Source organism: Streptomyces sp. NPDC057963 (assembly GCF_042887155.1).
In the GTDB taxonomy this organism is placed as follows: domain Bacteria; phylum Actinomycetota; class Actinomycetes; order Streptomycetales; family Streptomycetaceae; genus Streptomyces.
Genome location: NZ_JBHVPX010000040.1, coordinates 1 through 14,293 on the forward strand (window position 1 = coordinate 1; position 14,293 = coordinate 14,293).

The following is a 14,293-nucleotide window of genomic DNA, read 5'->3' on the forward strand; positions in this document are numbered from 1 at the left end:
CGCCGGACCGGGGCCGGGCGCGCCGCCCGCGGCCGGTCACCCCGGGCCGGGTGCCGGCCCGCTGACCGCGCCGCCCACGCACGTCCGGGCCGGCGGCCCCGCGGAGGCGGGCGGCGCGGCCCTCGCGAGCGGCGCGCCCTTCCCGTACGCGCAGACGCAGGCCGCGGTTCCGGCCCCGCGTGTCCCGGCCGGCGCCGCCGGAGCGCCTGCGGCTCCGTACGCCCCCGCAGGCCCCCGGCCGGCCCGGCTCGACGTGCCGTCCACCTCGCTCGCGCTGCCCGTGCCCCGGGTCGACGCGACCGACCCCAACGCGGGCTTCCTCGCCGGGCTGATGACCACCGCCCCCGCCGAACTGATCACCGCGCTCCAGGGCGTGCCCGTGCCGTCGCTGGAGACCCGGCTGCGTGAGCTGCGCGCCCGTCTGGAGCTGCACGAACTCGGCGCCGCCGGGCAGGTCCTGACGGAGCTGGAGGGCCAGTACGCGGACGACTGGCGGGTCGTCTGGTACCGCGGCGTCACCTCGCTGGTGACCGGCGACAACGAGAACGCGGCGCTCTCCTTCGACGCGGTGTACGACGCGTTCCCCGGTGAGCCGGCGCCCAAGCTGGCGCTGGGGATCTGCGCGGAGGTCCTGGGCCAGCTGGACAACGCCGCCGAGTACTACCGGCTGGTGTGGATGACCGACCCCAGCTTCGTCAGTGCCGCGTTCGGCCTGGCCCGGGTGCGGATCGCCGCCGGGGACCGGGCCGGGGCTGTCAGGGCGCTGGAGTCCGTGCCGGAGGCGTCGATCCACTACACGGCGGCCCGGGTCGCCGCGGTGCGGGCCCGGCTCCGTGAACGGGCCCCGGACGAGCCGCTGATCACCGATCTGACGGCCGCGTCGGCCCAGGTGTCGGCGCTGGTCGGGCTGGGTCTGGACGCGGTGCGCCGGGAGCAGTTGTCGACGGAGGTGCTGGGGACGGCGCTCGACTGGATACTCTCCGGTAGTCCCACGGTTTCGCCCTCGGCCCCGCAGTCGCCCGCGCCTGCCGGGACGAGCGGGCCGAACACACTGCTCGGCAGTGAGCTGGACGAGCGCGGCCTGCGTTTGGGGCTGGAGCGTTCGTACCGGATGCTCGCCCGGCTCGCGGAGCCCGGCGACGAGAGGATCGAACTGGTGGAGCGGGCCAACCGCTTCCGCCCCCGGACGTGGGTGTGAAAATGTCGCAGAAGCCCCAGGAGACGGCCCTGTCGAAGTGCCCCGGCTGCGAGGAGCCGCTGGAGCCGGGGGACCTGTTCTGCGGTGCGTGCGGGTACGACCTGTCGGCCGTGCCCGAACCGCCGCGGGACCACCCGACGATCGCCATGGCCGCGCCTGCGGAGAACGGCGCGGCGGGCCACCCGGCAGCGGCCCGGTCCGACGGTCCCGACGGACCGGGCGGACCGGGCGGCCGGGACAGGTCGGCCGGACAGGACAGAGGGGACGGATCGGGCGATTTCGAGCTGCCCACGCCCGGCTCCGGGCCCGCGCCCGGAGCCGCGCCTCAGGCCGTGCCCGCAGCCTCGTCCGCCCCCTCGTCCACCCCGTCGGCCGAGGTGTCCGCGCCCGCACCCGACCCCCGTACCCCTGCCGTCGAGCTGCCCTCCGCGCCACCGGCCGGCACCAAGCTGTGCGTGGCCTGCCGGGCCGGCCGGGTCGACACCGACGGCTACTGCGAGAACTGCGGCCACGCCCAGCCGCGCGAGCGCGACCACATGGAGCAGGAGCTCGAATCGGTGGCCGCGGTCAGCGACCGGGGCCTGCGCCACCACCGCAACGAGGACGCGTTCGCGGTGTCGACCGCCGCCCTGCCCGACGGTTCACCGGCCGTCGTCGCGATCGTCTGCGACGGCGTCTCCTCGGCGAGCCGCCCCGACGAGGCGTCGGCGGCCGCCGCGAGCGCCGCCAACGAGGCACTGCTGGAGTCGCTGCCGCGCGGCACCCATCCGCAGCAGGCGATGCACGAGGCGATCGTCGTGGCGGCCGAGGCGGTCAACTCCCTGGCCCGGGAGCCCGGCCGGGCCGGGGAGCACGATCCGCACCGCCACCAGAACGCCCCGGCGTGCACGCTGGTCGGCGCGGTACTGGCAGGCGGTCTGCTGGTCGTCGGCTGGGTCGGCGACAGCCGCGCCTACTGGGTGCCCGACGACCGCACCCACCCGCCCGCCCGGCTGACCGAGGACGACTCCTGGGCCGCACAGATGGTGGCGGCGGGTCTGATGAACGAGGCCGAGGCGTACGCGGACGAGCGCGCCCACGCCATCACGGGGTGGCTCGGCGCCGACGCGTACGAACTGGAGCCGCACACCGCGTCCTTCAAACCGGACCGGCCCGGTCTCGTGGTGGTGTGCACGGACGGCCTGTGGAATTACGCGGAGTCGGCGGCCGACATGGCCGCGGCAGTGCCGGCCGACGCGCAACTGCGGCCGCTGCACGGCGCCCAGGTGCTGGTGGGGCACGCCCTGGACGGTGGGGGCCACGACAACGTAACAGTGGCCCTGCTGCCGTTCGCGGTACCGGCGCAGGGGGCAGGATCGGCGTGCGGCGACACATGAGTCCCGTTCCGTAACGCTTGATTCCGTTTCCGCCCGTCCACTTCGCCCCGTCCACTTCGCCCCGTCGCCTCAGCCCGTACTCACCCGCTTTCGCCCGCATTTCTTCCCTCACAGCTGTCTTCATCCGACACCTGGAGTCCCGAGGAGCCGATCAGATGGCCAACTTCTCCAAGTCGAACGTGCCGCAGTTCTTCGTCGAGGTGTACCAGAACGAATATCTGCCGGAGGGCGGTCGCGAGGTCAACGCGATCGTCACGGTCACCTCGACCGGAGGCGGCACCACCGGCGGCGTCCCGCTGTCCGGTGCGGCCGCGACGCCCCCGCAGGTAACGGGACGGGCGTCGAGCGCCGCCGTGGTGATCATGGTCGACTGCTCCGGGTCGATGGACTATCCGCCGACGAAGATGCGCCACGCCCGCGATGCGACGGCCGCGGCGATCGACACCCTGCGCGACGGCACCTCGTTCGCCGTGGTCGGCGGCACGCACGTCGCCAAGGAGGTCTACCCGGGCAACGGCAGGCTGGCCGTCGCCGACGCGCAGACCAAGGCCCAGGCGAAGGGGGCCCTGCGCGCGCTCAGCGCCGGCGGCGGTACGGCGATCGGCACCTGGCTGCGACTGGCCGACCGGCTGCTCGGCGCCGCCGATGTGGCGATCCGGCACGGCATCCTCCTCACCGACGGCCGCAACGAGCACGAGGCGCCGGAGGACCTGCGGGCCGCGCTGGAGTCCTGCGCGGGCCGCTTCACCTGCGACGCCCGCGGTGTCGGCACCGACTGGGAGGTGAAAGAGGTCACAGGCGTCGCGTCCGCACTGCTCGGCACGGCCGACATCGTCGCCGACCCGGCGGGGCTGGCCGCGGACTTCACGCAGATGATGGAGAACGCGATGGGCAAGGAGGTCGCGGATGTCGCGCTGCGGCTCTGGACGCCCGTCGGGGTCGAGATCAAGTTCGTGAAGCAGGTCGCGCCCGCGGTCGTCGACCTGACCGGCCGCCGCACCGAGGCGGGCCCCCGTGCCGGGGACTACCCCACAGGTTCCTGGGGCGACGAGTCCCGCGACTACCACGTGTGCGTCCAGGTGCCGGAGGCCGGGATCGGGCAGGAGATGCTGGCGTCCCGGGTCTCGCTGATCCTTCCCGACCCGTCGGGCGGGGCGCCGCAGACGCTTTCGCAGGGCCTCGTACGCGCGGTGTGGACAGCGGACATGGCGGCGTCCACCTCGATGAACCCGCAGGTCGCGCACTACACCGGCCAAGCGGAACTGGCACAAGTCATCCAGCAGGGGCTCGATGCCCGCAAGTCGGGAGACTTCGACGGCGCGACCGCAAAACTGGGCCGCGCGGTGCAGCTGGCTTCGGCGTCCGGGAACGAGGACACCGCGAAACTCCTTTCGAAGGTGGTAGACGTCGTCGACGCGGCGACCGGTACTGTGCGACTGAAGGCGAAGGTCGCGGAAGCGGACTCGATGACACTCGAAACACGCTCCACCAAGACCGTTCGCGTCAAGAAGTAACAGCACGCGAGCAACCGCACGATCGAACAACCGCACAGCCACACGGCCGCGCAGCCGGGCCGACCGGCCGGAGCGCTCCGGGTCCGGGTGGCGCAGAGCAGGAAGAATCCACGGCCCCCGGGGCCGGACGAGGAGAGGGGGAAGCGCCGACATGCCGACCTGCCCGAACGGACACCAGTCGGGTTCCGACGACTGGTGCGAGGTCTGCGGCCATCGCATGACCGGGGCGGGCGCGCCCGCGGGTGCCGTCCCCCCGCCGCCTCCCCCGCCGCCCGCTCCCGGTTACGGCCACCCGCAGGGCACGGGCCCGGACGCGACCCAGCAGGCCGAGCTCTGCCCGCAGTGCCGCACGCCGCGTGAGTCGATGGCGCCGTTCTGCGAGGAGTGCCGCTGGAACTTCCTCACGAACACCGCGACGTCGTACACCCCGCTGGCGCCGTCCCACAGCGTTCCCGGCCCTCCGCCGGGTCTCCACCTGCCGCCGGGCTTCCAGGCCCAGCATCCGCCGGGCTCTCAGCAGCAGCGCGACCCGTTCGAGTACCAGGGTTCGCGGCCCTCGCAGGTGAACCGCCCGGCCGAGCCGCTCTCCGCCGACCGGGGCGGCCGCCCCGGGCCCGCGGTGCAGGGGCCCCAGTCGCCGCAGCCGCCACAGCCTTTCCAGCAGCAGGGGCCGCCTCCGCCGCCCTTCCAGCAGCAGTCGGCACCGCCCCCGCCGTTCCAGCAGCAGGGGCCGCCGCTTCCGTCGCCGTTCCAGCAGCAGTCGGCGCCGCCCTCGTTCGACCAGCCCGGTCCGCCCGCACCGCCCGCGCCGCAGCCGCCCGCCCCGCAGCAGGCGCAGCCGCCGCGGTCCGGTGACGACGACTGGATGCTGTCGCCGCCGTCCGGGGCCCAGGCTCCACAGCCATCGGTCCCGGCGCAGCAGCAACCGCCCTTCCCGGGCCAGAACCAGCCGCCCGCGAGCTGGACCGCGGTCATCGCCCCGGACCGCGAGTACTTCCTGGCGATGATGCAGCGCAGCGGCCCCGAGGCGACCGGGCTCAACCTGCCCGCGTACTCCCCGGAGCAGCAGCTTCCGCTGACCGGCAGCCAGGTCACCGTCGGCCGCCGCAGGCACAGCACCGGCGAGTCCCCCGACATCGATCTGTCCGTGCCGCCGGAGGACCCGGGCGTCTCGCACCAGCACGCGGTGCTGGTGCAGCAGCCCGACGGCGGCTGGGCCGTGGTCGACCAGAACTCCACGAACGGCACCACGCTCAACGGCGCCGAGGACCCGATCCAGCCGTACGTCCCCGTCCCGCTCCAGGACGGCGACCGGGTGCATGTCGGGGCGTGGACGACGATCACGGTCCGCCGGGACTGACGGCCGGGCCGCGCTACCCGCCGGGCAGTGGCCAGGCGTACGGCCCCTCGGGGTCGTCCAGCCAGGCCCACTGCCGCCCGTCCCGGACCGTGACGCCGAACCTCTCCCGCTCGGGGCGCCCCTCGCGCTGCCAGAGGGAGAGGGCCTCGCGGGGGTCGAGGGCGGCCCCGGTCAGCGCCAGCAGGAACTGGAAGAGCTGGTTCTCGCCGACGCGCCGGGGCAGTGTGCCCGGGTGCGGGCGCCGTTCGGGCCTCGGCGGTGTGCCGCGCAGCGGTACGAAGTACGCGGGTGTGTGCAGGAACCGGCCCTCGGCGTACGTCCCGCGTTCCCCTTCGTGCACCCGCAGCGCGATCAGCCCGGTGGCGAACGGCGCCAGTATCCGTGCGTCCGGCGCGCACTGGCTCAGCCAGGTCTGCGGTACGCACGGCAGGGTGCAGGTCGCGATGATCCGGTCGTACGGGCCGCGCGGGGGCCAGCCCCGTGTCCCGTCCCCGGTGATCACCGCCGGCCGGTATCCGGCCGCCGCCAGATGCCGGCGGGCCGACTCGGTGATCTCCGGGTCGAGGTCGACGGTGGTCACGGCGCCGTCGCCGAGCCGGTGCGAGAGCAGCGCCGCGTTGTAGCCGCTGCCCGCGCCGATCTCCAGGACCCGGTGCCCGTCCCGCACGGCCAGCTCTTCGAGCATCCGGGCCATCAGCGACGGCTGGCTGCACGACGAGATCAGCTCGCCGTCCCGGATCCGGGTGGCCAGCGCCCCGTCCGCGTACGCCCCGCCCAGCCACTGGGCCCGCCTCACCGGGTCGGGGTCCTGGCACCACAGGCGGTCCGCCCCGCCGCCCACGAAGTAGTACGGCACGAAGAGGTGCCGCGGCACCTCTTCGAACGCGGCCCGCCACCGCGGGTCGGTCAGCGCCCCGCCGGCCGCGATCCCGCGCACCATCGCCCACCGCTCCTCGGCGGCGGCCGCGGCGAAGGGATCGGGGTGCGCGTCGTCCATGCCTCCACCTTCCTGCGCCGGGGGCCCCGGGGCCAGGAACCGGGCCGGGGGCCGGGGGCCAGGGTCCTAGGACCCCGGACCTCGGCCGGTGCGTCTGCGACGATGGACGGGTGACAGAGATTCCGCGCGACACGCTGCAGGAGCAGACCTTCTACGAGCAGGTCGGTGGCGAGGAGACCTTCCGGCGCCTGGTGCACCGCTTCTACCAGGGGGTCGCCGAGGACCCGCTGCTGCGGCCGATGTACCCGGAGGAGGATCTGGGTCCGGCCGAGGTGCGGTTCAGGCTGTTCCTGATCCAGTACTGGGGCGGGCCCCGCACCTACGGTGAGCAGCGCGGACATCCGCGGCTGCGGATGCGGCACGTCCCGTTCCGGGTGGACCGCGCGGCGCACGACGCGTGGCTCGGCCACATGCGGGCCGCTCTCGACGAGCTCGGGCTGGCGCCGGAGCACGAGCGGCAGTTGTGGGACTACCTCACGTATGCCGCCGCCTCGATGATGAACACCGAGGGCTGAGGACTCGCCCCGTTCCCCTTCCTCCCCTTCCCCGGGCCCGTGGGGCACGGCATCCCGGGGTCCGTCGAACACGAATTCATCGGGTCTTTCGGGCACGAAATGCGTACCCCCGTCGCCGGATAACGGTCACGATCCCATCAAGTTGTGCACGCAAGTGCTTTCCAATTGCCGGTGTGGCCTGAAAGCATCCGGGGAACGCCGGGGGGCGTGTGTGCGGTGAGGGTCCAGGGGGGCACGTGTGACGGGGTTCGTCTTTCTCCGGGTGAGGGCCTATCGGCTCCTGCTCGCCGCTGCCTTGCTCGCCGTACTGCTCACGACATCGGTACTGGCCGCGCTCACCGCCTTCTCCGGCTCCATCGGCGACGCGGCGCTGCGCCACTCCCTCACGCACCGGGCGGCGGCAGCCGCCTCCCTCGTCATGTCCGCGCAGGTGGAGCCCGCGCAGCGGGACACGGCCGACGCGGCGGCCCGGAGGGTCGCCCGCGACACCTTCGACGGCCTTCCCGTGACCGTCCGGACGCTGGAGACGTCGGCGGCGTACGCGCTGCCCCGCGATCCGCGGACCCCGGCCGCCCGGGGCAGTGACCCGGATCTCACCCACTTCGCCTCGCTCGACCGCAGCCGCATCCGGCTCGCCGAGGGCCGCATGCCTGCGGCGGGGAGCGGAAAGGCCGGCGAGCCGGTCCAGGTCGCCCTGCCGCGCACCGCCGCCCAGGCACTGAAGCTGGGGCCGGGCTCGCGGCTGACCCTCACCGACCGGCTGGACGACAAGCCGCTGCGCGTGCTGGTCACCGGGGTCTACGAGGTGTCCGACCAGACCGATCCGTACTGGCAGCTGGACGAGCTCGGCGGGCGCGGCGTCCGGAAGGTCGACTTCACGACGTACGGTCCGCTGCTCACCGACCCCGCCGTGACCGGATCCGGACGGGTCAGCTCCGGCGAGATGTCCTGGCTGGCGTCCGCCGACTTCCGCACCGTCACCACGGGCCGGATGGACGCACTGCGCGGCGCCGCCACGGCCGCGCCCAAGAAGCTGCAGGCCACGCCCGAGTTCAACAGCGGGGCCACGGTGCGGACCTCGCTCCCCCAGGTGCTGGAGCAGATCGACCGGGCGCTGCTGGTCTCCCGCTCGACGGTGATGATCGTGGCCGTCCAGTTGGTGATGCTCGCCGGTTACGCGCTGCTGCTGGTGGCCCGGCTGCTGAGCAGTGAACGCGACGGGGAGACCCGGCTGCTGCGGGCCCGCGGCGGATCGCGCGGCCGCATCACCTCGCTCGCCGCGATCGAGGCGCTGCTGCTCGCCCTGCCCGCCGCGCTGGCCGCCCCGCTGTTCGCCGGGCCGCTGACCCGGCTGCTCGCGGACCGCGGCGGGCTGTCCCGGCTCGGGCTGCGGCTCGACGGGGGTGCCACCGCCACCGTGTGGCTGGTCGCCGTCGTCACCGCGCTGACGTGTGCGCTGGCCGTCGTGGCGCCCGCGCTGGCGGCCGGTTCCGGGGAGCGCGGTCCCCGCCGTGCCGTCGCCCTGCCCGCACCGCTGAAGGCGGGCGCCGACATCGGCCTGCTGGTCATCGCGGCCGTGGCGTACTGGCAGCTCGACCGGCAGACCACGGGGTCGGGCAGCGGTGCGCTGAGCGGCGACCAGCAGGGCGGTCTCGGCGTCGACCCGCTGCTGGTCGCCGCTCCGGCCCTGCTGCTGCTCGCGGGCACCGTACTGACGCTGCGGCTGCTGCCGCCCGCGGCCCGGCTCGCGGAACGCCGTGCGGCGGGCGGCCGGGGACTGATCACGGCCCTGGCCGGCTGGCAGTTCAGCAGGCGCCCGCTGCGCAATGCCGGGCCGGTGCTGCTGCTGGTCCTGTCGGTGGCGATGGGCATGCTGGCGGTCGGGCAGCGCGCGTCCTGGGACCGTTCGCAGGGCGACCAGGCGGACTTCAGGGCCGGTGCGTCGCTGCGCATGGTGGGCGGCATCGAAGGCGATCCGGCGAAGGCGGGCGCGTACACGCGGATGCCGGGCGTACGGGACGCGGCGCCCGCGTTCCGTACGACGGCGGAGCTCTCCGGCGACCGCACGGCCGACGTCCTCGTCCTGGACACCGCGCACGCCGGCGAGCGGATGCTGATGCGCGACGACCTCGGCGACCGGCCGAAGGAGCAGCTGCTCGACTCGCTCGCCCCGCCGCAGGCCGCACGGGCCGGGCTGCCGCTGCCGAAGAACAGCGAGCAGGTCCGGTTCGACGCGCGGATCACTTCGTCCGGGGGGTCCGGCCGGCCGTCGTCGTCCGGCACCGGACCGCTCCTCACCGTGCTGCTGGAGGACCGGTACGGCCTGCCGTACCGGGTGCAGGCCGGAACCGTACCCGTCGACGGGAAGACGCATCCGTTCACGTTCGCGGTGTCCGCCGCGGGCGACTTCGCCGTGACCGGGTTCGAGCTGGACGGCAAGCGTCCGGCCGGCCGGAGCGAGACGCACCGGTTCGACGTCAGCGGCCTCAGGGCCGTGACGGCCGACGGGGCCGAGCAGCCGGTCGCGGTTCCCGGCGGTTTCGGCTGGGACGCCGCGCTGAGCGCCTCCGGATTCGGCGAGACCGAGCCCGACAGCCAGCCGGTGGCCGCGACCGCCTCCGCGAAGACCCCGCTGGCCCTCGGGTACGAGACCGGCTCCACCACGAACACGTGGGAATGGGCGCCCTCCTTCAGCGTCCGGGCCGCCGTGCACCGCGGCAAGGCCCCGGCACTGAACGCCATCGCCACCGACGCGTACCTCACGGCGGCCGGGGCGAAGAAGGGCCAGAGCGTCGACATCACCCTGGCCGGCGAGACGGTCCGGGTGAAGATCGTCGACGCGGTACGCCGGCTGCCGACCACGGGCCCCGGCTCCGACGCCTCCGGGACCGGCTCCGACCGGGCCCGGGACGGTGGCGCCCTGCTGCTCGACTTCAGGGCCGTCGGCCAGGTCTTCGCCCACCGCCCGAGCGCCGCGCTCACCGCCAACGAGTGGTGGCTGAGCGCCGGCCCGGGAGAGTCCGGAAAGGTCGCCGCCGCGCTGCGGGCGCAGCCCGACACCGATCCGACACAGGTCCGGGTGCGCGACGAGATCGCGCAGGAGCTGGTCGGCGATCCGCTGGGCGCCGGTCCGCAGGCCGCGCTGCCCGCGGTGGCGCTCGTCGCCGCGGCCCTGGCCGCGGTCGGCTTCGCGGTGAGCGCCGTCGGGACGCAGCGCGAACGCAACGCCGAGTTCGCCGTCCTGCGGGCGCTGGGGACGCCGCGCCGACGGCTGACCCGGATGATCGCCGTCGAGCAGGGCCTGCTGATCGCGATCGCCCTGCTGGTCGGGGCGGCGCTCGGGGCCCTGCTGAACCGTGCCGTCGTGCCGCTCATCGTGCTGACCGGGCAGGCCACCGCGCCGGTGCCCACCGTGCTGGTGCAGCTGCCGGCCGGGCAGATCGCGGCGCTGCTGGCCGGTGTCGCCGCGCTGCCGCTGGTGATCGTCGCGTGCCTCGCCCTGCGCGGCGCCGACCCCGCGACCTCGCTGCGCCACCAAGGGGACAACTGACATGAGCCCGCGTTCGCGTTCCGCCCGGGGCCGTCGCGCCCCCGCCTCCTGCGCGCCCTGGGTCCGTACCCGGCTGCGTACCGCTCCCGGTGCGGCCTGGGCGCTCGGGCTGCTGGTGCTGCTGACGGCGTTCCTCGCCGCCGCGTTCCCGCGCGCCGTCGACCGTTACGAGGCCGAGGGGCTGCGGCACGACATCGCCGTCGCGGACCCCCGGCTCAGCGTCCTGGAACTGAGCGCGCCGCAGCCGGACCTGCAGCTGGACCGGACGGCGCGGGAGGCGGCGGTGCGCGACGCACCGCTGGCGGCCGTTTACCGCCAGGTGCTGTCCGGGCTTCCCGACGTGGTGCGGCCCGACACCGCCCAGTCCGCGTACGGCTTCCGCACCTCGGAACCGATCGCCGCGGGGGAGACCTGGCTGCCCCGGCCGTACGGCATCGACCCCACGCTGACCTACTCGACGCTGCCCGCCCTGCGGGACCACGCCACCCTGCGCGCGGGGACATGGCCCGCCGTCCACGGCGAGGTCACGACGGACGGGCCGGGGATCGAGGGCGCGGTCACCGAGGAGACGGCGAAGGCCCTGAGGATCAAGGCCGGTTCGGTCGTCTCCGTACCGACCCAGGCCGGGACGCCGCTGACCGTGCGGATCACCGGCATCGTCGCCCCGAAGCGTCCCGAGGCCTCCTACTGGTCGGCCCAGCCGCTGCTCCGGACCCCTTCCCTGGTGCCCCCGCCGAAGGACAGAACGCGTTTCTACTGGACCGCCGGCGTCCTGCTGCCGCCGGATGCCGCGCCCGCGCTGCTCGCCACCGCCGGCCAGCCGGAGGTGTTCTGGCGGATCGCGCCGGACGCCTCCCGCCTCGCCGCCACCGACCTGCCGGAACTGCGCTCGTCGGTCGCCTCGCTGGAGGGCGGTCCCGGGCTGGTGAAACTGCGCGCGGTGGCCGGCAGCAACGCGGCGCTGAGAACCGATCTGGACGAGATCCTCTCCGGGTACGACACCCTGCGTACCGCGATCGGCCCGGTCGTCACGGTCGCCGCCGTGGGCATCGGGGCCGTCGCCGCCGTCGTCCTGCTGATGACCATCGGACTGCTGGGCGCGCGGCGCCGCAGCGAACTGGCCCTGCTGCGCTCGCGCGGCGCGTCGCTGCACGGCATTGCCGGCCGGCTGCTCGCGGAGACGGCGGTGACCGCCGTGCCCGCGGCGGCGCTGGGTCTGCTGATCGCCGTACTGACCGTCGGGGAGGCCCGGTTGTGGCCCGCGGTCGCCGCGGCGGCCGCCGTCGCCGTCGTGGTCTGCGCCGCCCTGCCGCTGCGTACGGCGCTGCCGCACCGCAGGCCGCAGCTGCACGGAGCCCGCGACGACCTGATGCACGCCCGTCCGTCACGGCCGCGCACGGTCGCCGAACTCACCCTGCTGGTGCTGGCCGTCGGGGCGGTCGTCGCCCTGCGCCGGCGCGGCACGGGCGGCGAGGGCGGCAGCGATCTGCTGGTCAGCGCGGCCCCCGTACTCGTCGGGCTGATCGCCGCCCTGGTCCTCGTGCGGATCCTGCCGCTGCCGCTGCGTCTCGCCTCGCGCTCCGTCGCCCGGCGGCGCGGGGCGGTCGGCTTCCTGTCGCTGGCCCGCGCCGGGCGCACCTCGGCGGGCGGCACGCTGCCGCTGCTCGCCCTGCTGATCGCGCTGACCACGGCGGCGTTCGGCGGCTCGGTGCTCGCCGGTATCGGCAACGCGCGGGACGACGCGGCGGTGCGCACGACCGGAGCGGACGCCAGGATCGGCGGACCGGGCAGCTCCGTGGCCCTGCCGGACCGCCTGATCCGGGAGGTGGAGGGAGCGGGCGGCGTGCGGGAGGTGGCGCGCGTGCAGATCGAGTACGGCGTTCCGCTGCCGGCCGACGGGGCGGGGAACGCGCGCACGAAGGGCGCCACCCTGGTGGGCGTCGACCCGGCGTCGTATGCCCGGCTGGCCCGCGCGACGGGCCTCGGGGCGTTCCCCGCCGACCGGTTGAAGACCTCGGCGCCGAAGGGGGCGGGCGCGTCGGACGACCGGGTGCTGCCGGTCATCGCCTCGCGTTCCGTCGCCGCGCGGCTGGGCGACCGGCCGCGCGACCTCTCCACGGCGGCCGGGAACTTCAAGGTCCGCGTGGCGGGCACCGTCACCCGCACCCCGGCCGTGTCCGACAGCGACTTCCTGATCGTCGACGCCGCGTCTCTCACCCGTCGGCAGACCACCTCGCTGCTGGTCACCGGTGGCTCCCTGGACACGAAGGCGCTCCGCACGGCGGCGCACCACGCGGGCAAGGGCGTCTTCGTACAGCTGCGTTCCGAGGCACGCGGCGCGTTCGTCGACACCCCGATGCAGCGGGGCGCCGGGGCGATCTACACGGCGGCACTCGCGGCGGGCGCGGGCTACGCCCTGCTGGCCGTCCTGCTGTCGCTGCTGCAGACCGCCCCGGAACGCACCGCCCTGCTGGCCCGGCTGCGGACCATGGGCCTCACCTCCCGGCAGGGCCGACGGCTCCTCGGCCTCGAAGCGATGCCTCAGGCGCTGCTGGCCGCCGTCGGCGGGCTGTTCGTCGGATGGGCGACGACCGCGCTGCTGGCGCCGGGCGTCGACCTGCTGAACCTCGCCCTCTCCACCGGACCCGGATCCGGCACACTCGACACCGTTCCGCTGCGGGCCGACCCGTGGTCGCTGACGCTCCCGGCGCTCGGCGTGGTCGTCCTCACCGCCGCGGTGGCCACCGTTCAGGCCTGGTGGGCCGGCCGCCGCGGACCGATCACCGAACTCAGGTCAGGAGACCCCCGATGACGTCGCCGTCGACCGACACCACGCTGGCCGAGCTCGAACAGCGGGCCACCGCACACCGCGACCGGCCCTCGTACGGGCACGACGCGCTGATCGCCTGCGACCGCGTGGTCCGCATCTTCTCGGCGGACGGGGTGGAGGTGCAGGCCCTTCAGGGCCTCGATCTGCTGGTCACCGAGGGCGAGTTGATGGCCCTGGTCGGGGCTTCCGGCAGTGGCAAGTCGACCCTGATGAACATCCTGGCGGGGCTCGACGTGCCCACGGCCGGGTCGGCGAAGGTCGCGGGGTCCGATCTGCTGGCGATGGGGACGAAGGAACGGCTCCGCTACCGCCGGGACGTCGTCGGGTTCGTCTGGCAGCAGACCGCCCGCAATCTGCTCCCGTACCTCACCGCCGTCCAGAACATCACCCTGCCGATGCAGCTGCGCGGCCGGGGCCGCAACCGGGAACGGGCCGCGCGCGCCGAGTCGCTGCTCGGCATGCTGGGGCTGGAGGAATGCCGCGACCGGCGCCCGGAGCAGCTCTCCGGCGGCCAGCAGCAGCGGGTGGCGATCGCCGTCGCGCTCGCGAACAACCCGTCGGTGCTGCTCGCCGACGAACCGACCGGCGAACTCGACTCGGCCACCGGCGAGCAGGTCTTCGCCGCGTTCCGCCGCGCCAACGAGGAGCTCGGCACCACGATCGTGATCGTCACGCACGACCAGGCGGTGGCGAGCGAGGTCCGCCGCACCGTCGCCATCCGCGACGGCCGTACGTCCTCCGAGGTGCTGCGCCGCACCGAGGTCGACGCGGCGACGGGTCTGGAGTCCCAGGTGGCCCGCGAGTACGCGATGCTCGACCGCGCGGGCCGGCTGCAACTGCCCGCCGACTACACGGAGGCGCTCGGCATGGAGCACCGCGTGATGCTGGAGCTGGAGCAGGACCACATCGGGGTCTGGCCGGACGACCAGCCGCGCCCGTGACGGGAGTGGGTG

Annotated in this window: 9 protein-coding genes; 8 read left to right on the plus strand and 1 reads right to left on the minus strand. The window is 74.7% G+C overall.

What is annotated here, in order from left to right; translation table 11 throughout:
- From ACFVT1_RS38965 to ACFVT1_RS38980, 4 genes are all read left to right on the plus strand, one after another.
- The coding region (locus ACFVT1_RS38965) for a tetratricopeptide repeat protein (RefSeq protein ID WP_389804997.1) at positions 1–1,198 on the plus strand (1,198 nt) is incomplete at its 5' end.
- A 2-nt stretch (positions 1,199–1,200) separates the two neighbouring features.
- A complete protein-coding gene (locus ACFVT1_RS38970; protein WP_389804999.1) occupies positions 1,201–2,574 on the plus strand; it encodes a protein phosphatase 2C domain-containing protein in 1,374 nt (457 codons plus the stop codon).
- Between the two features lie 155 nt (positions 2,575–2,729).
- Entirely contained in the window at positions 2,730–4,088 is a 1,359-nt protein-coding gene (locus ACFVT1_RS38975; protein ID WP_389805001.1) for a VWA domain-containing protein, read from the plus strand.
- 151 nt (positions 4,089–4,239) lie between these two features.
- Positions 4,240–5,448, plus strand: coding sequence for an FHA domain-containing protein (locus ACFVT1_RS38980; RefSeq protein WP_389805004.1), 1,209 nt, complete (start codon positions 4,240–4,242; stop codon positions 5,446–5,448).
- 13 nt (positions 5,449–5,461) lie between these two features.
- On the opposite strand, the gene ACFVT1_RS38985 is transcribed toward ACFVT1_RS38980, so the two are convergent.
- The gene (locus ACFVT1_RS38985; protein WP_389805007.1) at positions 5,462–6,445 is read right to left on the minus strand and encodes a methyltransferase domain-containing protein; all 984 of its coding nucleotides are present in this window, start codon (positions 6,443–6,445) and stop codon (positions 5,462–5,464) included.
- Positions 6,446–6,555: 110 nt separating this feature from the next.
- Between ACFVT1_RS38985 and ACFVT1_RS38990 the strand changes: the two genes are divergently transcribed.
- From ACFVT1_RS38990 to ACFVT1_RS39005, 4 genes are all read left to right on the plus strand, one after another.
- On the plus strand, positions 6,556–6,960 hold the full coding sequence (locus ACFVT1_RS38990) for a globin (RefSeq protein ID WP_389805010.1): 405 nt from the start codon (positions 6,556–6,558) through the stop codon (positions 6,958–6,960).
- A 238-nt stretch (positions 6,961–7,198) separates the two neighbouring features.
- Positions 7,199–10,510 carry an FtsX-like permease family protein gene (locus ACFVT1_RS38995; RefSeq protein WP_389805013.1) on the plus strand — a complete coding sequence of 1,104 codons (3,312 nt, stop codon included), beginning with the start codon at positions 7,199–7,201 and terminating at the stop codon, positions 10,508–10,510.
- Between the two features lies 1 nt (position 10,511).
- Entirely contained in the window at positions 10,512–13,322 is a 2,811-nt protein-coding gene (locus ACFVT1_RS39000; RefSeq protein ID WP_389805016.1) for an FtsX-like permease family protein, read from the plus strand.
- The gene (locus ACFVT1_RS39005) at positions 13,319–14,281 is read left to right on the plus strand and encodes an ABC transporter ATP-binding protein (protein ID WP_389805017.1); all 963 of its coding nucleotides are present in this window, start codon (positions 13,319–13,321) and stop codon (positions 14,279–14,281) included. The genes ACFVT1_RS39000 and ACFVT1_RS39005 overlap by 4 nt, the downstream gene beginning before the upstream one ends.
- Positions 14,282–14,293: the final 12 nt, after the last annotated feature.